The sequence below is a fragment of the Caballeronia sp. M1242 genome, assembly GCF_017220215.1.
Classification (GTDB): domain Bacteria; phylum Pseudomonadota; class Gammaproteobacteria; order Burkholderiales; family Burkholderiaceae; genus Caballeronia.
Genome location: NZ_CP071130.1, coordinates 1,272,754 through 1,296,918, shown reverse-complemented (window position 1 = coordinate 1,296,918; position 24,165 = coordinate 1,272,754). Strand labels below are relative to the sequence as shown.

General features: G+C 65.1%; 21 protein-coding genes. 8 read left to right on the top strand and 13 right to left on the bottom strand.

The annotated features are described in order from the left end of the window. Positions 1-80 precede the first annotated feature (80 nt). Entirely contained in the window at positions 81-851 is a 771-nt protein-coding gene (locus tag JYK05_RS19455; protein WP_175940794.1) for an IclR family transcriptional regulator C-terminal domain-containing protein, read from the top strand. 14 nt (positions 852-865) lie between these two features. Here the strand turns inward: JYK05_RS19455 and JYK05_RS19450 are convergent, their stop codons facing one another. Both JYK05_RS19450 and wrbA read right to left on the bottom strand, forming a co-directional pair. Further along, a complete protein-coding gene (locus tag JYK05_RS19450; RefSeq protein WP_206468978.1) occupies positions 866-1,399 on the bottom strand; it encodes a nucleoside deaminase in 534 nt (177 codons plus the stop codon). Positions 1,400-2,142: 743 nt separating this feature from the next. Continuing rightward, positions 2,143-2,748: an NAD(P)H:quinone oxidoreductase gene (gene wrbA, locus JYK05_RS19445; protein WP_206468977.1), complete on the bottom strand. Its 606-nt coding sequence runs from the start codon at positions 2,746-2,748 to the stop codon at positions 2,143-2,145. Between the two features lie 147 nt (positions 2,749-2,895). Between wrbA and JYK05_RS19440 the strand changes: the two genes are divergently transcribed. After that, complete coding sequence (locus JYK05_RS19440) at positions 2,896-4,179, top strand: FUSC family protein (RefSeq protein WP_206468975.1); 1,284 nt, start codon at positions 2,896-2,898, stop codon at positions 4,177-4,179. 1 nt (position 4,180) lies between these two features. On the opposite strand, the gene zwf is transcribed toward JYK05_RS19440, so the two are convergent. From zwf to JYK05_RS19420, 4 genes are all read right to left on the bottom strand, one after another. Further along, positions 4,181-5,656, bottom strand: a complete 1,476-nt coding sequence (zwf, locus tag JYK05_RS19435) for a glucose-6-phosphate dehydrogenase (protein ID WP_206468974.1) — start codon at positions 5,654-5,656, stop codon at positions 4,181-4,183. 181 nt (positions 5,657-5,837) lie between these two features. Then, positions 5,838-6,737: a LysR family transcriptional regulator gene (locus JYK05_RS19430; protein ID WP_206468973.1), complete on the bottom strand. Its 900-nt coding sequence runs from the start codon at positions 6,735-6,737 to the stop codon at positions 5,838-5,840. A 77-nt stretch (positions 6,738-6,814) separates the two neighbouring features. Continuing rightward, on the bottom strand, positions 6,815-8,893 hold the full coding sequence (locus JYK05_RS19425) for a pyridoxamine 5'-phosphate oxidase family protein (protein ID WP_206468971.1): 2,079 nt from the start codon (positions 8,891-8,893) through the stop codon (positions 6,815-6,817). A 22-nt stretch (positions 8,894-8,915) separates the two neighbouring features. Continuing rightward, complete coding sequence (locus JYK05_RS19420; protein WP_206468969.1) at positions 8,916-9,536, bottom strand: glutathione S-transferase family protein; 621 nt, start codon at positions 9,534-9,536, stop codon at positions 8,916-8,918. Positions 9,537-9,763: 227 nt separating this feature from the next. Here JYK05_RS19420 and JYK05_RS19415 point away from each other — a divergent pair, with 227 nt between their 5' ends. Then, on the top strand, positions 9,764-11,788 hold the full coding sequence (locus JYK05_RS19415; RefSeq protein WP_206468967.1) for an AI-2E family transporter: 2,025 nt from the start codon (positions 9,764-9,766) through the stop codon (positions 11,786-11,788). Here the strand turns inward: JYK05_RS19415 and JYK05_RS19410 are convergent. The 5 genes from JYK05_RS19410 to JYK05_RS19390 form a co-directional block, all read right to left on the bottom strand. Continuing rightward, positions 11,785-12,018 carry a hypothetical protein gene (locus JYK05_RS19410; RefSeq protein ID WP_159839271.1) on the bottom strand — a complete coding sequence of 78 codons (234 nt, stop codon included), beginning with the start codon at positions 12,016-12,018 and terminating at the stop codon, positions 11,785-11,787. The genes JYK05_RS19415 and JYK05_RS19410 overlap by 4 nt on opposite strands. A gap of 57 nt (positions 12,019-12,075) precedes the next feature. Continuing rightward, complete coding sequence (locus JYK05_RS19405) at positions 12,076-13,653, bottom strand: PAS domain-containing methyl-accepting chemotaxis protein (protein ID WP_206468965.1); 1,578 nt, start codon at positions 13,651-13,653, stop codon at positions 12,076-12,078. Between the two features lie 138 nt (positions 13,654-13,791). Then, positions 13,792-14,583, bottom strand: a complete 792-nt coding sequence (locus tag JYK05_RS19400; RefSeq protein ID WP_175940785.1) for a 3-hydroxybutyrate dehydrogenase — start codon at positions 14,581-14,583, stop codon at positions 13,792-13,794. Positions 14,584-14,649: 66 nt separating this feature from the next. Continuing rightward, on the bottom strand, positions 14,650-15,849 hold the full coding sequence (locus tag JYK05_RS19395) for a GNAT family N-acetyltransferase (RefSeq protein WP_175940784.1): 1,200 nt from the start codon (positions 15,847-15,849) through the stop codon (positions 14,650-14,652). A gap of 228 nt (positions 15,850-16,077) precedes the next feature. Continuing rightward, entirely contained in the window at positions 16,078-17,478 is a 1,401-nt protein-coding gene (locus JYK05_RS19390) for a GntP family permease (RefSeq protein ID WP_175940783.1), read from the bottom strand. Positions 17,479-17,754: 276 nt separating this feature from the next. On the opposite strand from JYK05_RS19390, the gene JYK05_RS19385 reads away from it, so the two are divergent. Next, positions 17,755-19,197: a sigma-54-dependent Fis family transcriptional regulator gene (locus JYK05_RS19385; protein WP_206468963.1), complete on the top strand. Its 1,443-nt coding sequence runs from the start codon at positions 17,755-17,757 to the stop codon at positions 19,195-19,197. A gap of 97 nt (positions 19,198-19,294) precedes the next feature. Then, complete coding sequence (locus JYK05_RS19380) at positions 19,295-19,549, top strand: hypothetical protein (protein ID WP_175940781.1); 255 nt, start codon at positions 19,295-19,297, stop codon at positions 19,547-19,549. 12 nt (positions 19,550-19,561) lie between these two features. Here JYK05_RS19380 and JYK05_RS19375 read toward each other — a convergent pair whose 3' ends face one another. Then, a complete protein-coding gene (locus JYK05_RS19375; protein WP_206468960.1) occupies positions 19,562-20,131 on the bottom strand; it encodes a lipocalin family protein in 570 nt (189 codons plus the stop codon). A 461-nt stretch (positions 20,132-20,592) separates the two neighbouring features. Between JYK05_RS19375 and JYK05_RS19370 the strand changes: the two genes are divergently transcribed. The 3 genes from JYK05_RS19370 to JYK05_RS19365 all read left to right on the top strand — a co-directional run bounded on the left by JYK05_RS19370 (position 20,593) and on the right by JYK05_RS19365 (position 22,707). Next, positions 20,593-21,567, top strand: coding sequence for an AEC family transporter (locus JYK05_RS19370; RefSeq protein ID WP_206468958.1), 975 nt, complete (start codon positions 20,593-20,595; stop codon positions 21,565-21,567). A gap of 142 nt (positions 21,568-21,709) precedes the next feature. Beyond that, the gene (locus tag JYK05_RS26535; RefSeq protein WP_256443411.1) at positions 21,710-21,844 is read left to right on the top strand and encodes a hypothetical protein; all 135 of its coding nucleotides are present in this window, start codon (positions 21,710-21,712) and stop codon (positions 21,842-21,844) included. A 311-nt stretch (positions 21,845-22,155) separates the two neighbouring features. Further along, a complete protein-coding gene (locus JYK05_RS19365) occupies positions 22,156-22,707 on the top strand; it encodes an NADPH-dependent FMN reductase (protein ID WP_206468949.1) in 552 nt (183 codons plus the stop codon). Between the two features lie 60 nt (positions 22,708-22,767). Here JYK05_RS19365 and JYK05_RS19360 read toward each other — a convergent pair whose 3' ends face one another. Further along, entirely contained in the window at positions 22,768-24,153 is a 1,386-nt protein-coding gene (locus JYK05_RS19360) for a hypothetical protein (RefSeq protein WP_206468947.1), read from the bottom strand. Positions 24,154-24,165 lie beyond the last annotated feature (12 nt).

Below are 24,165 nucleotides of genomic sequence, written 5' to 3'. Positions count from 1 at the left end.
AATTGTGCGCGATTATCGCACGCACGCGTTCGATAATCGGCCGCTTTGGGGGTTAGCACTAGCAAAGGCTCGAACCGCATATGACAAAACCGGCACTGGACAAGCGAGACTGGATCGCCGGGCTCGAGAAGGGTTTGGCGATCCTCGAAGCGTTCGACGACCAGCACGCGCGCATGACGCCGACGCAAGCGGCCGTGCGCACCGGCATCACGCGCACGGCGGCGCGGCGGTATCTGCTCACGCTCGCGCACCTCGGTTACGTGCAGACCGACGGCAAGCTCTTCAATCTGACGCCGCGCGTGTTGCGCGTGGGCTGGTCGTATTTCGACTCGGCGCGGCTGCCGCGCATCGTTCAGCCGTATTTGCAGCACCTGAGCGCGTTGATCCACGAGAACGTGTATGTCAGCGTGCTCGACGAATGGGATCTCGTCATCATTGCGCGCAACGGCGCCTCGCGCGTGATGACCACCGGCTTCGTGCTGGGCGCGCGCGTGCCGGCTGCGTTGATGTCGGCCGGACTCGTGATGCTCGCCTACAAGACGGACGAGGACGCGGTGCGCGCATGGCTCGACGCAACGGAGTTCAGGCCGTTCACGCCGCTCACCATCACCGATAAGGATGCGCTCTACGACAAGATTCGGCAGGCGCGCGCGGACGGCTTCGTGGTCTTCGAACAGCAGTTGCAAGTGGGCGTGCGCGGCGTCGCGGTGCCGATCAAGAACCGGCACGGACAAGTGGTCGCGGCGCTGTCCGTGAACATGCCGATCGGGAAAGAGACGAGCGAGGCCGCGCTCGCCCGCGTATTGCCGCCGTTGCAGGAAACGGCGCTCGCGATGCTCAATGTGATCTAGCGGCGACCGCCGTTTTATCGCGTAGACCAGAACGCCCGCTGCACGCGCAAGACTTCTTCCTCGACTTCCGCGATCGGGCCGATCAGTTCCACCTGCTTCTGGCAATGGTCGAAGACATAGCGCGACGAGACGCTCATCGTCGGATTCTCTGCGTGATTGCCGGTGGCTTCGAGCAGGCGCGCTTCGGTCAGCCCGTAGACCACGCGTCCGATGTTGGCCCAGTAGGCCGTTCCCGCGCACATGCAGCACGGCTCGACCGATGTATACAGCGTGCAACTCCACAGATACTCCGGCGTGAAGTTGAGCGCCGCGACGCGCGCCAATACCGATTCCGCGTGGTTGACGGTATCGACGTTGCCTTGCTCCATCAACACGCTTTCCTGATCCGGGCCGACGAGAATCGCGCCGAACGGATGATGCCCGAGCAAGGTCGCGCGCTCGGCGACGGCGCTCGCGCGCCGCAGATGCCGGATGATTTGCTCGCGCGTGGGCGTGAGGCCCTGTGGCGGTAGATTGTCGGGATGCGAGGCGGGGGCGGTCAGGCTCATGGTGGCGGGCTTGGCAAAGGTGAGGAGTTACGGGATTCGTTTGTGGTGAGAATGTTCGGGAGCGCTGGCGCGCGGTCTGCGCGCGTCGTCGCCGGGCTTGTGAACAACGGTAAAGTCTCATTGCCTCCGACGCAACCGCCACGATGGAACGAGTAACGCCACGCCGTCTGCGATAGTCATGCAGTTCTGCTGGCGCACGCGGCGTGACGTTTGCGAGGGCCAAGCAATGTATCGTTAGGTTTCCGAATGAAACCGGCTCGAAGTGCGAGCGCTTTCCGTCCGCACGTCCAGAACATCGTGCGCCGTTCGGTGCGGCCGTCCTCGCGCGTTGCAGGAACGCACCCGATGGTGTACACGGTCGCTTGCCAACACCGTTCCTGCCGTTCACCGGATAGATCGCTGCGTTCAGCGCTGCAGCCGGCGACAGCGCGCTAAGCGTCGGCACTCGCGGATTGGAGATACACGGCGGCGCGCCGTCAAGCATGCCCGCTCGCAGCCGTCGATACCCGCTTTCACGCGACCATGCATGAATAAGAGAACGGACCGGCGCAAGCAGCGGCCGGTCCGATCGCGCCTTGCAGTGGCAGGCAGCAAGCCGCGACGCACTCGCTATGCAGCGAGCGTGCCAATCCTCTCGCGACGGCTTGCAGCGAGGCTAGCGCGAGCGCCGCGCATCGCACTTGTCGCATAAGCGCCAACAGACTGAGTCAAGCGTGTCGGCCAGCGCCACTCAGTCGAGCGTCTCACTTGCCCGCGATCTTGACTGCCAGTTCGGCGACGTGCTTGCCCTGATATCGCGCGATGTCGAGTTCGTTCTGCGTCGGATGACGCTTGCCGTCCGCACCGACGATGGTGGTCGCGCCGTACGGCGTGCCGCCCGAGATTTCCGCCATGCTGGTGAGCGCGGCGCACGCGTACGGCACGCCGGCGACGATCATGCCGTGATGCAGGAGCGTCGTGTGAAACGACGTGATGGTGGTTTCCTGCCCGCCGTGTTGCGAAGCCGTGGACGTGAACACGCTGCCGATCTTGCCGACCAGCGCGCCTTTCACCCACAGGCCGCCCGTCTGGTCGAGGAACGTGCGCATCTGCCCGGCCATGTTCCCGAAGCGCGTGGGCGTGCCCAAGATGATGGCGTCGTAGTTCGCGAGTTCGTCGATGGTGGCCACGGGCGCCTGCTGGTCTAGCTTCACGCCGATGACGGCCGCCTGATCCGCCGGAATGGTTTCCGGCACGCGCTTCACCGTGACCTCGACGCCCGGCACGCCGCCCGCGCCTTCGGCTACCGCTTGCGCCATCGTTTCGACGTGACCGTACATCGAGTAATAGAGCACCAGTACTTTCGCCATGGAATGTCCTTGTAATGTCGCCGGTTGATCGCGGGTCGCGAGTCTCAACCATAGCATCGGCGTGCGGATGTTGCCGGACGTCGACGCTTCCATTGCGCTCGCGCCGATCCGCGTCTACGCTCAGACAAGACCCCGCCACCGCCGACGATGCCGAACGACCATTCCACGATTAACGACCCTTCCGCCACGTCGCGCAGCGCCTTCGCGGCATTCGACGCCCTCGCTGATCTCGTGCGCGAGGCATTCGTATCGCTCGGGCGCGAACTCGCCGCCATCCGACCGACGCCCGCCCGCGCGTTCTTCGCGACGCAGGCGATGGCATCCGTCGCGCTCGCGGTCGCGCTTGCATACGCCTTTCGGCTCGAACATATCTGGTGGGCGGCGATCAGCGGCTTCGCGGTCATGCAGTCGAAGTTCTCGGCCTGCGCGCAGCGTGGCGTGCATCGCGTGCTCGGCACCATCGCCGGCGCGTTGCTCGGCGCGACGGCGGGACCGCTGATCGGCGATACACCGTGGCTCTTCGTGCCGTTGCTGGCGCTGATCGCGGGCGTGTCGGTGTATCGCGCGCTGGCTTCGGATGCGGGCTATGCATGGGTGCTCGGCGCGGTGACCGCGCTGATGGTGACGTTCGAGGCGCATCGGCTGGCGTCGGCTTCGGCGACGGCTTCGTTTGCGCTATCGCGCGTGGCCGAAGTCGTCGTCGGGACGCTCGCGTGCGTGGCCGTGTCCGCGCTCTCTCACGCGGCCGCGCAGCAGTATCGGAGGTCGCGGGGCGCGGCGCCCGTATCGAGCGCGAGGGCGTCCTCAACGGCGGATCGCGTCGATGGATCGAGTCACGAAACGGCGGCCGTGTCCATCATTCAGTCCGGTCCGCTCCACGCACTCAGCGCGAAGCAGGAAATGCAGTCCGCCCGAGCGATGCGCAAGCGCCTCGCGTGGCATGCGGCGTGGTCGGTGGCGATACTGGCGTCGGTGGCGTATGCGTGGAACTTGCCCGGCTTCGCGCAGGCGATGGTCACGGCCATCGCCGTATTGATTCTGCCCGCATCGGCGCTCGGCAAGCCGACGCGGCGGCCGATCGGGTCGCGCATGGTGCAGCGCGTGCTCGGCTGCCTGATCGCGGGCGCGGCGAGTCTCGCGCTTCTGCCGCTGATCGGCGATAGCGAGCCCGCGTGCATGCTCGCGCTATGCGCGGGCGTGTGGATCGGCTGTCATGTGCAGACGGGCGCGCAAGGCGCGAGCTATGTCGGGCGGCAATTCACCATCGCGTTCATCATGGTGTTCGTGCAGGATCACCACTGGTCGTCTGATCCGATGCCCGCGGCGCTTCGGCTCGCGGGCATTCTCTGCGGAATCGCCGTGCTCGCGGCGGTGATGGCCGCGGGCAGGGCGCTCGCATCGCGACGCGCGGCGCGCCCCGCGATGCGCTGAATCAACCTTCTTCCGCCCACGCGAGATTCTCGCGCGCCATCAACGCGGAAGACGCCGCCGGGCCGAACGTGCCCGCCGTGTAGCCACGCGGCCGGTCGCCGAGTTCCTTCCAGCCGTTGAGAATCGGCTCGACCCACGCCCACGCGGCTTCCAGTTCGTCGCGGCGCATGAAGTGCGTGAGCCGGCCGCGAATCACGTCGATCAGCAAGCGTTCGTACGCTTCCGCGCGGCGCTGCGTCATGGCCTGCTGAAGATCGAGATTGAGGTTCACGGGCAGCATCTGCATGCCGCTGCCCGGTTCCTTCGCGAGCATCTGCAACTGGATGGACTCTTCCGGCTGCAACGTAATGATGAGCCGGTTGCCATAGTTGCGCGGCCCGCTCGGGATGATGGAAAACGGCAGGTCCGCGAAGTCGATGACGATTTCCGAACGCCGCGTCTGCATGCGCTTGCCGGTGCGCAGGAAGAACGGCACGTTGGCCCAGCGCCAGTTGTTGATATGCGCGCGCAACGCCACGAACGTCTCCGCGCGGCTGTCGGGCGGCACGTTGTCTTCCTGCAAGTAACCCTTGACCGGCTCGCCGCCCACGGCGCCCGCCGCGTACTGGCCGCGCACGGTGTCGCGGGCGGTGTCGGAAACGGTCATCGGACGCAGCGATTTCAGCACCTTCAGCTTTTCGTCGCGCACGGCGTCCGGATCGAGCGAAACGGGCGGCTCCATTGCGACGATGCACAGCAGTTGCAGCAAGTGGTTCTGCACCATGTCGCGCAGCGCGCCGGTGTGATCGTAGAAGCCCGCGCGGCTGCCCACGCCCACCGTTTCCGCCACCGTGATCTGCACGCTCTTGATGTACGGCGCCTGCCACAGCGGCCCGAAAATCGGATTGCCGAAGCGCAGCACCATCAGGTTCTGCACCGTTTCCTTGCCGAGATAATGGTCGATACGGTAGATCTGCTCTTCCTTGAAGTGCCGGCCGACCGCGTCGTTGATGGCGCGCGCGGAGGCGAGATCATGGCCGAGCGGCTTTTCGAGCACGACGCGCGCTTGATCGTCGACGATGCCGGCCGCCGAGAGGTTGTCGCAAATCGTCGTGAACAGTTCAGGCGAAGTCGAGAGATAGAACACGCGCTGCACGTTCGGCCGCGTGGCTTCGGCGAGACGGCGGAAGTCGTCGGGATTCTCGACATCGACGCGCACGTAGTCGAACAGCGCGAGGAATTTGTCCCAGGACTGCGCATCGAAAGCCTTCTCGTCGATGAACGGACGCGACTGCTTCTCCATGAAGTTCTTCAGATAATCTTCGCGCGTCCAGTCCTTGCGGCCGATCGCGAGAATGCGCGTCTCGGCGGGCAGGTTGCAGTGCGAATGCGCCATGTACAGCGCGGGCAGCAGCTTGCGCGCCGCCAGGTCTCCGCCGCCGCCGAAGATGATCATGTCGAGCGGGCGTTCATTGTTGGGAGAGGTCGGGTTCGTCATGGTGCGTGAGCCGTTGAGGTTCGGAAGAGCCGGTTCGTCGAGCCGGAACGCGGCTGGAAGCGCAAATACGCCGAAGAGAGCTATGTTGCATGGTTTGCCGCCATTTTGCACGGCTCGCGCGCTAACGGGCGTTCGATTCCTCAAAGATTCACGAAGCCGCCACGCCCTTCCTTTAGCGCGATTAGCGCAACGATGCATCCGCGCGCAAGGTCGCCACGGCCAGATCGAGGAACGCGCGGACCTTCTGCGTGACGTGGCGTCCTTCGCGATGCACGAGATGAATAGGCAGCGGCGGCGGCTCGAATTCGGCGAGCACGATCACGAGCCGACCTTCGCTTACGTGCTGCGCGACTTGATACGACAGGAGCCGCGCGATACCGAAGTCCGCGAGCGCCGCATCGATGGCCGAATCGTTCGTCGTCGTGATGAAGCGCGCTCGCGTACGGACGATCACGGTGCGATCGCCATCGTGAAGACGCCATTCCGGCGGCGAAGACGATCCCGTAGACGCGATGATCGTGTGCGCGTCGAGGTCTTCCGGGCGCGACGGCGTGCCGTGCTTCGCGAGATAGGCGGGCGACGCGCAGAGCACGCGCCGCACGCGTCCGACGGGAATCGCCTGAAGCGACGAATCCGGCAGTTGCGCGATGCGCACGGCCACGTCGATGCCCTCGTCGACGAGATTCACCACGCGGTCGACGAACCAGCAGTTCGCATCGGCTTCGGGATAACGCGACAGGTAGTCGAGCACGATGGGCGTCACATGCAGCCGGCCGAACAAGACAGGCGCGGTCAGCGAGAGCACGCCGCGCGGCGATGCGTGCGTGCCTCGCGCGGCGAGCTCGGCGGTGTCCACTTCGCCGAGTATGCGCCGGCAGTCTTCGAAGAAGCCGTTGCCAGCGTCGGTCAGGCGCACGACGCGCGTGGTGCGCGTGAGCAGGCGCACGCCAAGGCGCTCTTCGAGCTCAGTCACGACGCGGCTCACGACCGAAGGCGAGACATCGAGCTTGCGCGCGGCCGACGCGAAGCCGCCTGTTTCGACCACCGTGACGAAGGTCGACATTGCCTGAAAACGGTCCATGTCGGATGCGGGAAGCGGGCGAGAAAGTTGCCGTGCATTCTCGGGCATGCCGGGACGTCCCGCAATGGCGCTTTGGTCTACAGATCGAGTTGCAGCGGGGCGTCGGCGTCCGCTGCCGGGCGGGCGCAGCAGATCAGCGCCTCCTTTTCGTCGACGTGGAACGCCGGCTCGCTCGCATACGACACCGCGCCGCTCACGATGCGCGTTCTGCACGTCCCGCACGTTCCGCCGCGACAGTTCGATTCCGTCTCCACGCCAGACGCTTCGGCCAGTTCCAGCAGCGTGCCGCTCGCGGGCTGCCATTGCACGTCGCGTTGCGACTTCACGAAGCGCACGGGCACGGCTTCGGTGGCGGGCGGGCGCATGGGCTTCATCTCGACGCCGCGATCCGGCGTGCGCACGAGCGATGCAGGACCGAACGCCTCCGCATGAATGCGCGTGTCGGCAACGTTCAGTGCGCGCAGGCCGTCGTAGAGCGATTGCATGAACGCGCCCGGTCCGCACAGATAGAAGTCGTAGTCGTTGAACGGCAGGACGCTCGTCAGAAGATCGATGTCGATGCGGCCCGACACGTCGTAATCGCGCTTGAGTTGCGCGCCTTGCGGGTCGCTCAGCACGCGTATCATGTTGACCGCGCCGCCCGCACTTTGCGCGAGTGTGTCGATCTCGGCGGCGAACGCGCGGTTCGCGAGCGTGCGCGCCGACGCGATCAGCCAGACCGGACGCACGCGCCGCTTGCGCAGTCCTTCGTAGACGACATGGCGCAACATCGCGAGCATCGGCGTGATGCCGACGCCCGCCGCCAGCAGCACGGCGGGGCGCGCTTCGAACGGATCGATCGTGAAGTTGCCCGCCGGCTGCCGCGCTTCGATGATGTCGCCCACTTTCAGCGCGTCGTGCAGATACGCCGACGCCCGGCCTTCGCGCTTCACGCTGATGCGATACACGCCGTCAGCCGGCCCGACCGACAGCGTGTACGTGCGCACGAGCGGCTTCGTTTCGCCCGGCAACGTGAGCCGCACCGGCAAATGCTGTCCCGCCGCGTGCGGCACGATGCCCGCGCCATCCGCCGGTTCGAGCCAGAACGAGCGGATCACGTCGCTTTCGTCGACGATGCGGCTCACGCGATACGGCCGCCACGCATTCGCGAGCGCCGCAGCCTTCATGCGCTGCGCGGCTTCGTTCCAGTCGCCCGTCATCAGCGAGTTCGGCGACCAGCCTTCGCGGCGAAACGTCCAGCGCAGCGGCAGCGCGTCTTCGCGCAAGAGAACGCGGCGCGGCACGAAGCGCCACAGGCGCTCGGCGCCCTGAAAAGCGGCGGTTTCGGGCGAGTCGAGCAGCACTTGCGCATCGCCTGTGAGTTGCAGGACGTCGCCGGTTTCGAAGTCGGCGAACACGAGTCCCGCCCGGCCGTTGACCGCGATATTGCCGAGCGTGTTGAAGAACAGATTGCCCGCGAAGTCGGGAATCGTGAGCGCGCCGTCGTCGGACACGCGCACGAAGCCCGCCTTGCCGCCGCGATGCGACACGTCCACCTGGCGATGCCCGTCCTCGCGATCGAAGTACGACGCGACGAAGAACGTATCGGCGCGCTCGATCATCGCCCGCATGCGCGGCGACTGCGCATCGAGCGAAACGGGACTGGACGGCGAGGGCGTTGACGCGTCGCGCACGAACGCAAAGTCGCGCAACTGAATGTATTGCGGACAATTGCCGAAGCTCTGCTCGACGGCCACTTCGAATGCTTGCCCGTGAGCCGCGTTATCGCGATGAATCACGCCGTTCACGCGATTGCGCCGCCGCGTATGCATCTCGATGCCGAGCAAGCCGACCGACGCGCCGTCCGCAAGACCCGCGTCGGCGGGATCGAGCGGATCGCGAATGTGCCCGACGGAAAGCGTGGTCGCATCCGGCGTGCTCAGAAAGCCGGGGCGGCCGGTGAGGAACGTGGCCCAGGCGTCGCCGTCGGCATCGACCGTACCGGCGACGATGAAGGGCAACTGCGCGAAGAATTGCCGATGCTGTTCCGGCATGAATGGGCGCACGACGCGCTGTCCGACGTCGTGCATGCGCGCCGCGACGCCAGCGGCGGTTTGCATCTCGACTTCGCCGCGATGCCAGGGCGAAGGCGCGGTAATCGAAGCGGTGGCAGGCATGATCGTCGTCTCCGGCAAGAGGTTAGGCGCGCAGGCCCGCAGCGGTCTGCTGGAACGGCACGAAGCCCGGCAACGCCTCGATGCGCGCGAGCCACGCCAGCACGTTGCGATAGCCGGACAGATCGACATTGCCTTCCGGCGCGCCCGCGATGTAGCTGTAAAGCGCGATATCCGCGATGGTCGGATGCGCGTTGCCGATATCCGCGATCCAGTCGCGGCTTTGCAATTCGTCGTCGATCAGCTTGAGCACCGCATGCGCGCGGGCGATGACTTCATCGACGTCGAACTTGCTGCCGAACACCGTGACGAGACGCGCGGCGGCCGGACCGAACGCGATCTGCCCTGCCGCGACCGAAAGCCAGCGCTGCACGGCGGCGGCTTCGGCGGGCGTTTCGGGCAGCCATTGCGTCGCGCCGGCCTTCTTGGCGATGTAAACGAGGATTGCGTTCGAGTCCTGGACGACGTGCTCGCCGTCGACGAGCACGGGCACCTGGCCGAAGCGGTTCAGGCGCAGAAACTCGGGCGATTTGTGCGCGCGGGCGGCGAGATCGACTTCCTCTTCGTCGTGCTCGATGTTCAGCAGATGCAGGAAGAGACGAGCGCGGTGCGAATGGCCGGAAAGCGGGTGGTGGTAGAGCTTCATGGCAACTCCTCTCATGTGGACCGGGGGAATCCCGATCGCCTGAGAAGCAGTATGGGTTCGTGCGTCGTGAAGCAGAATACGAGCGGAAATCAAATCACTATTCTTGTTTGCAGTTCAATCAGCGCCCGTCATCCCGTATCCGCTCACCTTTTGGCGCAGCTCTCCCGAAAACTCTCACCGGCACGCGCCTTGCTTCTTTCGGAAAGTATTTCCTACGAGCCGACTCCATGCCTCCACTTCCCGGCCCGCGCCGGCCTCCTGCGAAGATCCTGCCGCCCGACGCGCCGGGCCTGCGCGCGCTGGCGTCGCTCGTGGCGGTCGTCGTCGTGATTTGCGCTTTGTATTTCGGGCGCGCAGTGATGATCCCGATCATCCTCGCAATCCTGCTGAGTTTTCTGCTCGCGCCGTTCGTCGATTTTCTGCGGCGGCTGCGCTTCGGTCAGGTGCCGTCGGTGATCGTCGCGGTCTTCGTCGCGTTGTCCGTGCTCACGGCTGTCGGCGCGCTGATCGGCGCGCAGGTCGCGCAACTCGCGAGCGATCTGCCGAAGTATCAGGTGGCCGTCGAGCGCAAGGTCGACAGCGTGCAGCGCATGACGGTCGGCCGCGCGGACGCGTTTCTCGGGCGCGCGTCGCGTGCGCTGAAGCGCCTGTCGCCGGCGCGCGAGCAAGAACCCCACGCGAACGAGGACAACCCGGCGGCTTCGCCCATCGATCAGCCGATGCCCGTCGAAGTCCACGAGCCGGCGCCGTCGCCGCTGGAACTGGCGCAGCGGTTTCTATCGCCCGTCATCAGTCCGCTGGAAACGACCGGCATCGTGCTCGTCGTCGCGGTGTTCATCCTGTTGCAGCGGGAAGACCTGCGCGACCGGCTGATCCGCCTCTTCGGTTCGCGCGACCTGCACCGCGCGACCACGGCGATGGACGAGGCCGCGCGCCGCCTCTCCCGTTATTTTCTGGCGCAGCTGGGCATCAACGTCGGGGTGGGTATCGTCATTTGCATCGGGCTCGCGGTGATCGGCGTGCCGGGTGCGTTGCTGTTTGGCGTGATGACGGCGCTCCTGCGCTTCGTGCCCTACGTCGGGACGTGGATTGCCGCGTTGCTCGCGGTGATCTTCGCGGCGGCGGTCGGGCCGGGCTGGACCATGCTGATCTGGACCATCGTGCTATACGGCGCGACCGACATCATCGCCGGGCAGATCGTCGAGCCGCTTCTGTACGGCCACAGCACGGGCCTTTCGCCGTTCGCGGTGATCGTCGCAGCGATTTTCTGGAGCTGGATCTGGGGGCCGATCGGCCTCGTCCTTTCGACGCCGCTCACGCTTTGCCTCGTCATTCTCGGGCGACATGTGGACCGCCTCGAATTCCTCGATGTGCTTTTCGGCGACCGGCCCGCGCTGACACCAGCGGAAAACTTCTATCAGCGCCTGCTCGCCAACGATCCCGATGAGGCGCTCGTGCAGGCCGAATCGCTGCTGAAGGACCGCTCGCTCGTCGCGTATTACGACGAAGTCGCGCTCGAAGGCTTGCGCCTCGCGCATAACGACGTGCTGCGCGGCGTCGTGACGGCGGACCAGTTGAAGCGCATCAACGAATCGGCGCTCGACATCATCGAAGGGCTGGAGGACGCCGAGGACGTGACGCCCGTGGTTCAGCGCAAGGAAGAGCCGCTCGTGAATCTCGCCGCCGACGATACGACGGCAATCGCATCCGAATCGCCGCCCGAATACTTCGACGCAGGCGCGGAAGGGCACACGGCGTCAGTGCTGTGCATCGCGGGGAGAAGCCCGCTGGACGATCTCGCCGCGACCATCGCCGTGCAGCTTTTCCGCAAGCACGGGCTGGGCGCGGATCTGACCGGCTACGAGCGGTTCTCGCGCGGGCGCTTCGGCGAAGTGGACTTGTCGGGCGTGACCATCATCTGCGTCGTCTCGTTCGATGCCGCCGAATCGCCGCCGTATCTGCGCAATCTGCTGCGCCGGCTGCATCAGCGCGCGCCTGCGGCAGAGTTGATCGTCGGGCTCGTGGTCGCGGAAAGTCCGTTGCAAGGCGAAGTGCTCGTGCGGACGAGTTCGGCGGCGGTGTCGTTCAAGGAACTGGTCGATGCCTGCGTGGCGGCCGCGCGCCGCCAGTCCACCGATGGCGTGTCGTGGTCCGGCCTCGATTCGCAGGCGTCCGCGCCCACCGTGGATAACCGCAGCCGCGCCGCGCAAGCCGACGCGCCGGCCTTGCGCAACGTGCTGGGCGACGCCTAGCGATTGCCGTCGAAGAGATCGTTGAGCATGGTGTCGAAGGACGCCTGCGCGTCTTCGAGCTCCTGCAGCGCGGCGTCGAACGTCTGGAGCGCCATCTGCGAGGGCCGGCCGTCGCCTTCGGGCGGAAACTGCTTCTGCAGCGCGACAAACGCGGACTGCACCTGCCGCGTGGCATTGACGATACGTTCCATCGCGCGCGCTTCTTCCGCGCGATTGTTCTCAGCGGTCATCGGAGACACTCCTCGTTGGCAATGTCCCGATAGTACCAAGCGCGGCGCGCTTGCAGACTACGCCGTCGCCGTTTCGCGCGGCGGCGCGACCGTGAAGAGCCGCACGGCTTCGTCCAGCACGACCGCGCGCTCGGCGAGCCGCTTGGCCGTTGTCGCCGCCTGCTCGACGAGCGCGGCGTTTTGCTGCGTCGAATCGTCCAGATGCGCGACCGCCTGATTCACCTGCGCGATGCCTTCCGCCTGCTCGCCGCTCGCCTTCGCCACTTCCATGATGATGGTCGAAACGCGATGCACCGCTTCGTCGATGGCGCGCATCTGGCTCGTCGTGCGCGACACGAGGTTCGTGCCTTCCTCGATCTGCGCGACGCTGATGGCGACGACGTTCTCGATCTCCTTCGCCGACGCCGCGCACCGCTGCGCGAGATTGCGCACTTCGGTCGCCACGACGGCGAACGAGCGGCCCGCCTCGCCCGCGCGCGCCGCTTCCACGGCCGCGTTGAGCGCCAGAATGTTCGTCTGAAACGCGATGCCGTCGATCACGTCGGTGATATCCGCGATCTTGCGCGACGCGGCCGTGATGCCCGCCATCGTGCGCTCGACCTGGCCCGCGATGCGTCCGCCGTCTTCCGCTGCCGACTGCGCTTCCTTCACGAGTTCCAGCGCGCGCACCGTGGCGTCCGCGTTGCCCTGAACGGTCGTGGTGAGCTGGTCCATCGTCGCTGCCGTCTGTTCGAGCGACGCCGCCTGCAATTCGGTGCGGCGCGACAGATCCGTGTTGCCGTTGGCGATATCGCGCGCGGCGTCCAGCACGCCGCCGATCTGCCCGCGCACGTCGAAGACGATCGCCGCGAGATTCGCCTTCAGTTGGCCGAGCGCGCGCTGCACGTCGCCGAGATCGTCGTGGCGCGCGGCGGGCATGTCAACCGTGAGATCGCCCGCCGCCATGCGGGCGGCAAAGCCGGACATGGTGCGCACCGGCGCGTCCAGTTGACGCGAAAGCGCGAGCCATCCCGCGACGCTCGCCGCCGCGCCCGCGCCGAGCGCGATCCAGAACGGCAGCGGCGGCGCGCCGCGCCAGGCGGCAAGCGCCGCAATCAGCGCGGTGACTGGCGCGGCCGCGAAGCCCGCCGCGACGCGCGCGCTCACCGGCACGCGCCCGAGCGCCGCCAGCTTGCCCGCGATGCCGCGCCGGACGAGCGCGCCGCGCTCGAGCCGGAAGGGCGCATCGCCGGCGCGCATCGTCGCGTAGAGGGCTTCGGCTTCTTTGACTTCGGCGCGGCTCGGCTTCACGCGCACGCTCAGATAGCCAATCGCCTTGCCGTGCTCCATGACCGGCGTGACGTTGGCGCGCACCCAGTAGTGGTCGCCGTTCTTGCGGCGGTTCTTGACGAGCGCGGTCCACGAACGGCCGGCACGCACGGTCGCCCACAAGTCCGCGAAGGCTTCGCGCGGCATGTCCGGATGCCGGATGATGTTGTGCGGCTGGCCGATCAGTTCTTCGCGCGAGAAACCCGACACGTCGACGAAAGCCGGATTGCAGTACTGAATGTTGCCGGAGAGATCCGTGGCGGAGACCAGCATTTCTGCTGCGGGGAAATCGAATTCTCGCTGGGTGACGGGCTGGTTGTCGCGCATGATGTCCTTGTAAGTTCGCTTCGCGAGGAGCGTTCCGACGTCGAACGCGGCCTCGCATTACAAGGACATAACGGCTAATAGCCCCACAACCTTTACGGACAAAGGCGCCGCGCGCATGCGGCGCATTGTCGCTGACGCTTACTGCGCGCTCCATCCACCGTCGATCTGCAACGCCGATCCGCGCATCTCGCTCGCGGCATCCGAGCACAGAAACACGGCCATGTCGCCGATCTGCTGCGGCGTGACGAACTGCGCGGACGGCTGCTTTTCGCCGAGCAGTTTCGCGCGGGCCGCGTCGGGCGAGAGCGATTCGCGGGCGGCGAGATCGTCGATCTGCTTTTGCACGAGCGGCGTCAGCACGAAGCCGGGGCAAATGGCGTTGACGGTCACGCCCGTGCGCGCGTTTTCGAGCGCCGCCACTTTCGTGAGTCCGAGAATGCCGTGCTTGGCCGCGACATACGCTGACTTGCCCGCCGAGCCGACGAGCCCATGCACCGACGCGATGTTGATGACACGGCCCCAGCCGCGCTCGCGCATGCCGGGCAGCGCGACGCGCATCGTATGGAACGCGGAACTCAAGTTGATCGCGATGATCGCGTCCCAGCGTTCGACCGGGAATTCGTCGATGGTCGCGACGTGCTGAATGCCCGCGTTGTTCACCAGGATGTCGAGCGCGCCGAAGCGTTCTGTCGCGAACGCGATCATGGCCTCGATCTCGGCGGGCTTGGTCATGTCGGCTGCGTGATGCACGGCCTTCGCGCCGGTCGCCTCGATCTGCGCGAGCGCGCCGCTCACGTCGCCGAAGCCGTTCAGCACGAGATTCGCCCCCGCTTGCGCGAGCGCCGTGGCAATGCCGAGGCCGATACCGCTCGTCGAGCCGGTGACGAGCGCGGTCTTGCCGGCGAGGGTGTTCGATGCGGACTGAGTCATGAGCGGTTTCCTTTTTCTGTAGCGCTGCGGGTACGACTATCTTCGATATTGCTTCGACAAAAACAACTAATCGCTTTCAGGCGTCGCCGGGGCAGCCGATTTTCGCACGACGCGATTAACGACGCGCATGGCGCGTTCCCGCGTCTGTTTGACGAATTGCTTCGTCATATAACCGGTTTGTCCCCACGGCGTCGCGAGCACCATGAATGAGGACATCGGATACGACTCGCCGCCGCTCCACGACGTTTTGTAGCGTTGGTCGCCGGGACCGAAGTCGAAGTCCAAATGATGTTCGAAAGCCCATTTCACGCATTCATCGACGAGAATGGTGCCGGGTGAGAATTTCTTCAGGTTTAAATCGTAAGTGATCGCGATGAGATAGAACGTATCGCTATTCATCGAAACAATATTCGCCGCGACCGGTTCGCCATTGAACGTCATGACGAAGAGCCGAAAGATTCCGGAGGCCGCGGCCGGACCGGAAAGAAGCGCTTTCCAGAATTTCAGGCTGGCATCGGAGAATGTCCATTGACTCTCGCCGACTTTCTCGGTCGCCCACTTTCGCTTTTGAACCACGAACCATTCGATGAACGATTCGAGACGCGGATCGGAAGCGTCGATTAATTCGATTTTGAACTGTCCTTCTTTCGCGAGCCGCCGTTTCAGGTACTCCGGTTTGGTCTTCTCGCGTCCGGACCGCGAGCGGCTGAAAGCATCCCAGTCTTGAACGCCGCGTAACGCCGCGTAAGGCGTGAGGTCATCTTCTTCGCGGCGAATTACGGCATGGCGCTTCACGCACGCATAAAGCGGCGAAGTCTTGCGAACGCGCCATAACTCGAAAACGTCGGCGCGCGTGGCTCGCACGGTCTCTTTGTACAGCGCTTCGACGATTTGCTGCGCGTCCTTTTCCGGTGCGACGAGAATATCGCTCGGCGAACGGTTTTGCGGTGTCAGCGGTTCAGCGAATTTCCAGCAATTGCGATAAGACACGAGCAGCGGCCACACGGCCACCATTTTTCCATTGCGCCTCGCGACGACGCAATGCGGTTTGCGCCGCGTGCCGACGTGTTCGCACATCAGGCTGTTATAGCAATACTCGAATGACTGAAAATATTCGCCGTCGACATGGCGATATAATGCGCTCCATTCCGCTTGGAGAGCGCGAATGCTTTCAGGATCGCGGCAGTGCTCGAATGTCAGAGACCGATCGGCGGACGTCGGAATATCAGCGCGAGAGACATTTTCTTTTTCAGGAGTCAGATTCACTTAAAAGCCCGCGATTAAGATGTTCCAGATTAAGCGTGAGCACATGCTTACGCTGGACGACACTGTCGTCCCGTCATTTTATCAGGCATCAGTTAATCGAGCACATAACTGGCGCATTAGATACTAGATGACCGACTATCGGGCGGTAATAAGGGTAAACGTGCTCGTTTTAATCGGACAAACAATAGCGAATGGCCGCCGCTTTAAAGCGTGCGGCCATTCGACCCATTAGACGATTCCAGTCGCGTAGTACACGCCGATGACGAAGAACACCGCGAGCGTCTTGATGACGGTGACAGCAAAAATGTCGCGATAGGACTCGCGGTGCGTGAGCCCGGTGACCGCAAGCAGCGTGATGACCGCGCCGTTGTGCGGCAGCGTGTCCATGCCGCCGCTCGCCATCGCGACCACCCGGTGCAGGACTTCCAGCGGAATATGCGCGGCTTCCGCGCCCTTGATGAATAGGTCCGACATGGCGGCGAGCGCGATGCTCATGCCGCCCGACGCGGAGCCGGTGATGCCCGCGAGCGAACTCACGGAAATCGCGGCGTTGACGAGCGGATTCGGGATGCTTTTCAGCGCGTCCGAGACGACCAGAAAGCCCGGCAGCGCCGCGATCACGCCGCCGAAGCCGTATTCGGACGCGGTGTTCATCGCGGCAAGCAAAGCGCCCGCGACGGCGGCGCGCGTGCCCGGCGCGAAGCGTTCCTTCACGCGGGAAAACGCCGTCAGCAACACGAGCAGAATGCCGAGCAGCAACGCGCCCTCGACCGCCCAGATCGCGATGACCGGCTTGATCGCGGTGGTCACCGGCGTGTGCACGCCCGGCAGCGCGTTGGGCGCGACGGTATAACTCGCGCCGTACCACGTCGGGATCCAGCGGGTGAGCGCGAAGTTCGCGACACCCACGAGCACCAGCGGCGCGACGGCGAGCATCGGATTCGGCAGATTGGCGGACTCGACGCGTTCCGGCTCGTTCACGAGCGAGGTGCCATAGCCTTCGCCCTTGGCCATGGCCGAACGCCGGCGCCACTCCAGAAACGAAAGCCCCACGACGATGATGAACACCGAGCCGATCACGCCCAGCCACGGCGCGGCCCAGCCGGTCGTCTTGAAGAACGTCGTCGGGATGATGTTCTGAATCTGCGGCGTGCCGGGCAGCGAATCCATCGTAAAAGAGAACGCGCCGAGCGCGATGGCGCCGGGCATCAGCCGTTTCGGGATATTGCTCTGGCGGTACATTTCCGCCGCGAACGGATACACGGCGAACACGACCACGAACAGCGACACGCCGCCATAGGTGAGCAGCGCGCACACGGCCACGATCACCGCATTGACCCGCGACTTGCCGATATAGCGGATCGCGGCGGCGACGATCGACTCGGAAAATCCGGACAGCTCGATCACCTTGCCGAATACCGCGCCCAGCAGGAACACCGGGAAATAGAGCTTCACGAAGCCGACCATCTTCTCCATGAAGATGCCCGAGAACACCGGCGCGACGGCCGCGGGATCGGTGAGCAGGACGGCCGCGAGCGCGGCGATCGGCGCGAACAGGATGACGCTGTAGCCGCGATAGGCGGCCAGCATCAGGAACGCCAGGGCGGCGAGCACGATGAGGAACGACATTGAGTCTCCGTTAATGGTTGTTCTTTGAACTTCGTCCACGGCTTTTACGGCAGGCCGTCGGCGGCGCGCAATGATGCAGCTTCCGTGCCAACAATCGCGAACTCACACTGGCGCGCGCGCAAAGGCGGCGCGAGCTGCCCGAAGCCGCCGGATTGTCTCCGATAAGAGACGGCCAAGCTATCAATCGTTGCGGTCGCCAAGCCTTTCAAGGCTGTCGACTGTCTCCGATATGAGATACGCTGTCGCCAACAAGAGAAAACACGGAGACAAGCGCCGATGCGCAACGACTGGATCAACGTACCCGCCGACTATAGCGACGTCATGCGGCGCGCCATGGAGTCGCTCTTCAAGACGTTCGAGAACCTGAGCGAAGGCACTTTCATCGTCGATGCCGACGCCCGCGTCGTCTGGATCAACAAGCGTTATGCGGCCCGCTTCGGCTTCTCCGATCCAACAGACGCCATCGGTCTCGACTGCGAAGCGGTCATCCCGAACAGCCTGATGCGCGAAGTCGTCGCGACCGGCAAGCCGATTCTGCTCGACGTGCTCGAAACGGACCGCGAGCCGCTCGTCGTCACGCGCCTGCCGCTGAAGGACGATCAGGGCGCGACCGTCGGCGCAATCGGCTTCGCGCTCTTCGACGAGATGAAGGCGCTCACGCCGCTTTTCGCGCACTACTCGCGCGTGCAGCAGGAACTGATCGCGACGCGGCAGTCGCTCGCGCAGGCGCGGCGGGCCAAGTACACCTTCGCGAGCTTCGTCGGCACGAGTCCGGCCAGTCTCGAAGTGAAGCGGCAGGCGCGGCGCGCCGCGCTCGTCGATTCGCCCGTGCTGCTGCTCGGCGAAACCGGCACGGGCAAGGAACTGCTCGCGCACGCGATTCACGGCGCATCGACGCGGGCGGCCAAGCCGCTCGTCACCGTCAACGTCGCGGCGATTCCGGACACGCTGCTCGAAGTGGAATTTTTCGGCGCGGCGCCGGGCGCGTACACGGGCGCGGAGCGCAAAGGGCGCATCGGCAAGTTCGAACTGGCGGACGGCGGCACGCTGTTTCTCGACGAGATCGGCGACATGCCGCTGCCGTTGCAGGGCAAGCTCTTGCGCGTGTTGCAGGACAAGGAGTTCGAGCCGCTCGGGTCGAACCGCATCGTGCGCGCGGACGTGCGGATCATCGCGGCGACGTCGGCGGATCTGCCCGCGCTCGTCGCGGCGGGGCGCTTTCGTGCCGACCTGTTTTATCGGCTGAACGTGCTGACGATTCACGCGCCGCCTCTGCGCGAGCGGCTCGGCGATATCGAGGCACTCGCGTACGCGATCCTCGAAGACCTGTCGGGCGAAGCGCGCACGGGTCGCATCCGCCAGTTCGTGCTTCACGACGACGCGCTGCGTCTTCTGACCGCGTGCGCGTGGCCCGGCAACGTGCGCGAGCTGCGCAACACGCTCGAACGGGCGCTGATGCTTTCTGACAGCGAACATATCGATGCGCGCGCGCTCGCTCCGTTCATCGACTCGAAGCCGGCCGCGCTGCCCGCGCCCGCTGAAAAGGCGCAAGCGGAAGCCGCCGTACCCTACGCGCAGGCGATGAACGACTTCGAGCGCCGCTTTCTTGCCGACGCATTGCGCGCGAGCGGCGGACGCGTGGCGGAAGCAGCGCAACGTATCGGCATCGGGCGGGCGACGATGTACAAGAAGATCGAGGCGCTCGGCATCGAGGTGTGAATCGCGCTTCGCGTCATAAATCGACGCGAAAGTTCCGCGTGGCATACTCGTGAAACGACGCAATCAAGAATAACGACCTGAAAACAAGGGGTGCGGGATGAAGCTCGGCAAGGCAATCGGCCATATCGTCATGCTCGCTGCGAGCGCGTGGGCGCTCGGCGGATGCAGCAGCGCGCCGCCGCTTTTTTCCGCCGACGGCCGGCCGACGCAACTCGTCACCTGTCCGGCCTATGGCGGCTGGCGCTTGTGTACCGACAACGCGAAGGTCGCGTGTCCCGCCGGCTACGACGTGCTCGATCAGTCGAGCGACAACAATCAGAATTCGCTGCTCCTCGCCTGCAAGGCGAACTGAGCCGGAACTGGCTCAGTCGTGTTGCGTTTCGCGCAGCATCGTGGTGTCGTAGCCGAGCGCGGCGGCGCGCACGAGCAGCGTGCGGCGCAGTTCGGCCGACGGGCGGGCTTCGCGCGTGAGAATCCACAGATAGCGCCCCGTCGGCTCGCCGACGATGGACCACGAATAGTCGTCGGCGTGATCGAGAATCCAGTAGTCGCCGACATAGAACGGGCCGAAGAACGAAACTTTGAGCTTCGTTCCGTTCGATCCGGGCACGACCTTCGCGCGTCCTTCCGCCGACCGGTATCGCCCGGTCAGGCTGCCTTCCCGGCACGCGTTGATGACCGAAATGAGACCGTCCTCGCGCCGCGCGTAGTTGGCGGTGACCGCTTCGCAATTGCGCTCGAAGCGGTTCTCGTAGCGGGCGAATTCGAACCAGTGGCCGAGATAGCGGTCGAGGTCCACGGCCTTCGACGGCTCCGGCACGTGCTCGTTGCCGCTGCGCTTCGCGCCCTTCAGTCCATAGGCCGCGAGCGCGCCGATGCCTCCTATCGCTATCAGCGCCGCGGCGCCGTACGCCCAGGGTCGTCGTGATTTCATTGGCTTCAGAGTCCGTTAGAGATTGATTCGATAGCAATGACCGTTCCGTTGCGAGCGGTCCCGGAAAGTCTCACCTATCGCCCGTATGGCGGCGCGAGGCGCGCGACGGCTATTGCGCAAGGCGTTGCGATCATTGGTTTTTTTCTCGCAAGTCGATCACGCAGTTCGCCGCGCTCGCCGCATCCCGAATCGTCTCACCTCTAAGCACTGCCGCGTGCGAGCCGTGGACGCTGGGCGAGCGCGTCTTCACGAAAGCGCGAAATCCGCGAAACCCGCGATTTGTCTGGAATCAACGAGTTGCGGCAAAGAGTGAAAGCTGTGTCACGCGTTCGCCAGATCAAAAAGTGAGACCCCTTGGCACGGCGGTCCTCACCCTGCGACTGCTCCCGAAAGCTCTCACCGGTCGATCTGCGAGTATGCTTTCGGCTCTTCCGATTCGGCTCGCGCGCCACCGCTCTTTCATGTCATCGCCGGTTTCTTCGCCCGTTGCGTTTCTCTCGTCGCTGCTCGGTCCGCTCGTCACCATTATCTTGCCCGTGTTCGGCCTCATCGCCGCGGGCTATGTATGCCGCAAGTTCAACAAGCTCGGGCCCACCGCGGCGTCCGAACTGAACCGATTCGTCGTCTATCTCGCGCTACCGGCGCTACTCTTCGACATCATGGCGAAGACGCCATTGAAGACGCTCGATCAACCAGCGTTCATCGCGGTGTTCGGCATCGGATCGGCGGTCGTGTTCGTGCTGACGCTCGGCGTTCGGCTGCTGCAAGCGCGTCCGCTCGCCGATGCCAGCATCGACGGGCTCAACGCCGCCTATCCGAACACCGGTTTCGTGGGCTTGCCGCTCTGCCTGCTCGCGTTCGGCAAGCCAAGCCTCGCGCCCGCCGTCATCGCGACGATCATGACCGTGTGCGTGCTCTTCGGCATCGCGATCGTGCTGATCGAACTCGGCTTGCAAGCGGGAAGCGGTATCGGCGCGACGCTGTGGCGCGTGGCGAAGTCGCTTGGCAAGAATCCGCTTCTGATCGCGCCGGTCGCGGGCGCGCTGATGAGCGGCAGCGGCGTGGCGGTGCCCGAAGGCGCAGAAGCGCTCATCAAGCTGCTCGGCGGCGCGGCGAGTCCCTGCGCGCTCGTCGCGCTCGGACTGTTTCTCGGCGCGAAGGGCGAAGCACGCAACGCGCGGACGACGAGCGCGCTCGTCGCGCTCAAGCTCCTGGCGCAGCCGCTTCTGACGTGGTGGCTCGCGTTTCAAGTGTTCGCGCTGCCGCCGCTGTGGGCGAAAACCGCCGTGATCCTCAGCGCGCTGCCCACCGGCACCGGCCCGTTCATGCTCGCCGAGTTCTATCGGCGCGAGGGCAGCGTGACGTCGAGCACGATTCTTTTCTCGACCGTACTGTCGCTCGTCACGGTCACGCTCTGTCTTGCAGTGATGCTGTGATCGCTCAGCGAAACCGCCGCGATTATTACAATTTTGGCAAAAACCACTTCGGTCGCAGCCGCTTTTTCCGCTGTCGCCGCCCCGCTAAAGTTCGCCTCAACCGGTCCGACCGGTCGGTCAACGAATTCAACAGAGGCATCTCATGAAGCGCATTCTTTCCATTCTCGCCGCATCCATCGCTCTTTTTGCCGCAGCCGGCGCGGCGCACGCGGCCGATTCTCAGCCGTCGACGTGTCAGGGCACGGCCGCGCAATGCAACGTCTTCTTCGGTCAGTAAGAGGCATCCATATCGCACGGAAACAGGCCTGCCGCTGCGTTTTGTTTCGTCCGTGAATCGAAAAACGGGGTCCACTGACGATTTCCGCGACTTATCCACAGTTTCTGTGGATAAAGGTGGGGATAGCTGGCCGCAAAGCGAGCATTCATGCGGCGCGGGCTGGACTGCCCAATTGGCTACAAAAACGGACCCGGTCACCCATCGCAGCATCACCGTGACGACCGCCCGACGCGGGCCTATGATGTGCTCTCGCGTCGGTTACAGACGACGTATCGGACGTTCAATCTCATCCTTTCGACGGGGGAAATGTCATGGCGTACAAGATCGCGGTGGTCGTGGGGAGCCTGCGCAAGGATTCGTACAATCGGCAGCTTGCCCACGCGCTCGAATCGCTCGCGCCGAGCGATTTCACTTTCGAGCATCTGGACATCGGCAGCTTGCCGCTCTACAGCCAGGAATACGACAGCGACTTCCCGGAAGCCGCGCGCACGCTGAAGCAGAAGATTTCCGAAGCCGACGGGCTGCTGTTCGTCACGCCCGAGTACAACCGCTCGATTCCCGGCGTGCTGAAAAACGCGCTCGACTGGGGTTCCCGGCCGTGGGGACAAAGCGCGTGGGGCGGCAAGCCGGGCGCGGTGATCGGCACGTCGGTCGGCGCCATCGGCACGGCGCTCGCGCAGGCGCATCTGCGCAGCGTGTGCGCATACCTCGACGTCGCGCTGATGGGCCAGCCGGAGATGTACATCAAGCACGACGAAAAGCGCATCGACGCGAACGGAAATATCGTGAGCGAAGACACGCGCAAGTTCTTGCAGACCTTCGTGGACCGATACGTCGCGTGGGTGCGCGATTTCGCCGCCTGAGGCGCCGCAAACAACAACGGCCCGCGCGAGCGGGCCGTTGTCATTTGGAGCAATCGCCGGTCACGCGTGATGTTGCCCGGTCACGCGATCCCAGCCGTGACGGATCGCCGCCTTGAAGCGGTCCCACGTATCGCCTTCGGGATGGCGGCTCTCCCAATCCCGCCGCATCTCATACTCCATCTGGTCGTCCCACGCGCGGTTGCGGAAACGCTCGTCGTTGCCGAGCGTCGCGCCGTAGCGATACGCGCTTTCATAGTCCTCGTACGGCTCGCCGGTCGTCGCGTACTTCGTGGCGTAGTCAGCGCGGAAGTCCTCTTCGTACTCCATGTACTCGTTCGGCACCGTGCGCGGACCGAGCGGAACCGCCGCCTGCGACGCCGCCGACGTGCCGATCGGATCGCCCGCCGCGCCCATCGCGGGCATCGATTGCGATTGCACCTGATTCTGCATGTTCAGTTGCTGCGGCTTGGCGGGCTCGTCCAGCGTGCTCAACGGCTCGATTGAGTCGATGGAGCGCCAGTCCGTGTTCGGATCGACGTGCACGCCGGTCAGCGGATCGGTCGGCGCCGGTGCTTGCGCCTGTCCTTGCGTCTGTGTTTGCGCGGTGCTAGCCGGCTTCGTTTCGACCTGCTCGTATTGCGTCGTCGACGGCTCCGGCGTGCCGCGCTGCGGGCGCGTCGCCGGCATCAGCGGATCGTCGGCGGGGTCGGTCACGTAGTCGCGCGAGGTCAGCGTCGCGGGGTCAGTGCGCGTGAAGGCTTCGGCGCCGGTCTCGCTGCCGATTCCACCGCCTGCCGGCGTACGCGGCTCGCCGATCGGATCGAGCAGCGGATCGCCGAGCGGACCGGCGAGCGGGTCGACGATCGGCGGCGCGACCGGATCGGCAGCGGCGGCGTCCGAACGCGGATAAGCACGCGCGCGCGGCACGTCCGCACGCTGCGGATTCACAGGATCGCGGCCCGGAACGCCGCTGCCCCGACCGAGACCGAGTTCGTCGAGAATGGAGTGATCGCGGTCGTCGGTGGTCGTGGGCGGCGTCGCGGCCGCGCCGTGCGACAGCGTCGACCAGCTCGCCGCGCGTTCGTCGATGTCGATCGCGCCGCAGTCGGTCAGCGTCGTGCGCGCGATATCGGCTTGCGCCTCGCTCGGCGTATCGACGGCGACGAGCACCGCGCCCCGGCGCACCGCTTCCGAATAATGCGCGACCTCGGGCGGATGATCGCGTCCGCCGAACAGCATGCTGAAGAACCGCTCGATGTTCGCGAGCACGCCGGGCTGCGCGTGCGTCTCGGCGTCGCTCAAGCTCGAGGGCTGCGCGGCATCGTCCCGCTTCGGGTTCGCCTGAAGCTCGATATCGCCGCGCGCGAAGCCCGCCGTGACGAGCGCCGAGCGCGCATTCTCGGCCTCAGCGTAGGTATCGAATACTCCAATGACGGTGTGTCGCATTGTCGCCTCCTC

Coding starts and splice junctions, on each gene's coding strand:
- JYK05_RS19455 (WP_175940794.1), top strand. CDS start 81: ATGACAAAACCGGCACTGGACAAGCGAGACTGGATCGCCGGGCTCGAG.
- JYK05_RS19450 (WP_206468978.1), bottom strand. CDS start 1,399: ATGAGCCTGACCGCCCCCGCCTCGCATCCCGACAATCTACCGCCACAG.
- wrbA (WP_206468977.1), bottom strand. CDS start 2,748: ATGGCGAAAGTACTGGTGCTCTATTACTCGATGTACGGTCACGTCGAA.
- JYK05_RS19440 (WP_206468975.1), top strand. CDS start 2,896: ATGCCGAACGACCATTCCACGATTAACGACCCTTCCGCCACGTCGCGC.
- zwf (WP_206468974.1), bottom strand. CDS start 5,656: ATGACGAACCCGACCTCTCCCAACAATGAACGCCCGCTCGACATGATC.
- JYK05_RS19430 (WP_206468973.1), bottom strand. CDS start 6,737: ATGGACCGTTTTCAGGCAATGTCGACCTTCGTCACGGTGGTCGAAACA.
- JYK05_RS19425 (WP_206468971.1), bottom strand. CDS start 8,893: ATGCCTGCCACCGCTTCGATTACCGCGCCTTCGCCCTGGCATCGCGGC.
- JYK05_RS19420 (WP_206468969.1), bottom strand. CDS start 9,536: ATGAAGCTCTACCACCACCCGCTTTCCGGCCATTCGCACCGCGCTCGT.
- JYK05_RS19415 (WP_206468967.1), top strand. CDS start 9,764: ATGCCTCCACTTCCCGGCCCGCGCCGGCCTCCTGCGAAGATCCTGCCG.
- JYK05_RS19410 (WP_159839271.1), bottom strand. CDS start 12,018: ATGACCGCTGAGAACAATCGCGCGGAAGAAGCGCGCGCGATGGAACGT.
- JYK05_RS19405 (WP_206468965.1), bottom strand. CDS start 13,653: ATGCGCGACAACCAGCCCGTCACCCAGCGAGAATTCGATTTCCCCGCA.
- JYK05_RS19400 (WP_175940785.1), bottom strand. CDS start 14,583: ATGACTCAGTCCGCATCGAACACCCTCGCCGGCAAGACCGCGCTCGTC.
- JYK05_RS19390 (WP_175940783.1), bottom strand. CDS start 17,478: ATGTCGTTCCTCATCGTGCTCGCCGCCCTGGCGTTCCTGATGCTGGCC.
- JYK05_RS19385 (WP_206468963.1), top strand. CDS start 17,755: ATGCGCAACGACTGGATCAACGTACCCGCCGACTATAGCGACGTCATG.
- JYK05_RS19380 (WP_175940781.1), top strand. CDS start 19,295: ATGAAGCTCGGCAAGGCAATCGGCCATATCGTCATGCTCGCTGCGAGC.
- JYK05_RS19375 (WP_206468960.1), bottom strand. CDS start 20,131: ATGAAATCACGACGACCCTGGGCGTACGGCGCCGCGGCGCTGATAGCG.
- JYK05_RS19370 (WP_206468958.1), top strand. CDS start 20,593: ATGTCATCGCCGGTTTCTTCGCCCGTTGCGTTTCTCTCGTCGCTGCTC.
- JYK05_RS26535 (WP_256443411.1), top strand. CDS start 21,710: ATGAAGCGCATTCTTTCCATTCTCGCCGCATCCATCGCTCTTTTTGCC.
- JYK05_RS19365 (WP_206468949.1), top strand. CDS start 22,156: ATGGCGTACAAGATCGCGGTGGTCGTGGGGAGCCTGCGCAAGGATTCG.
- JYK05_RS19360 (WP_206468947.1), bottom strand. CDS start 24,153: ATGCGACACACCGTCATTGGAGTATTCGATACCTACGCTGAGGCCGAG.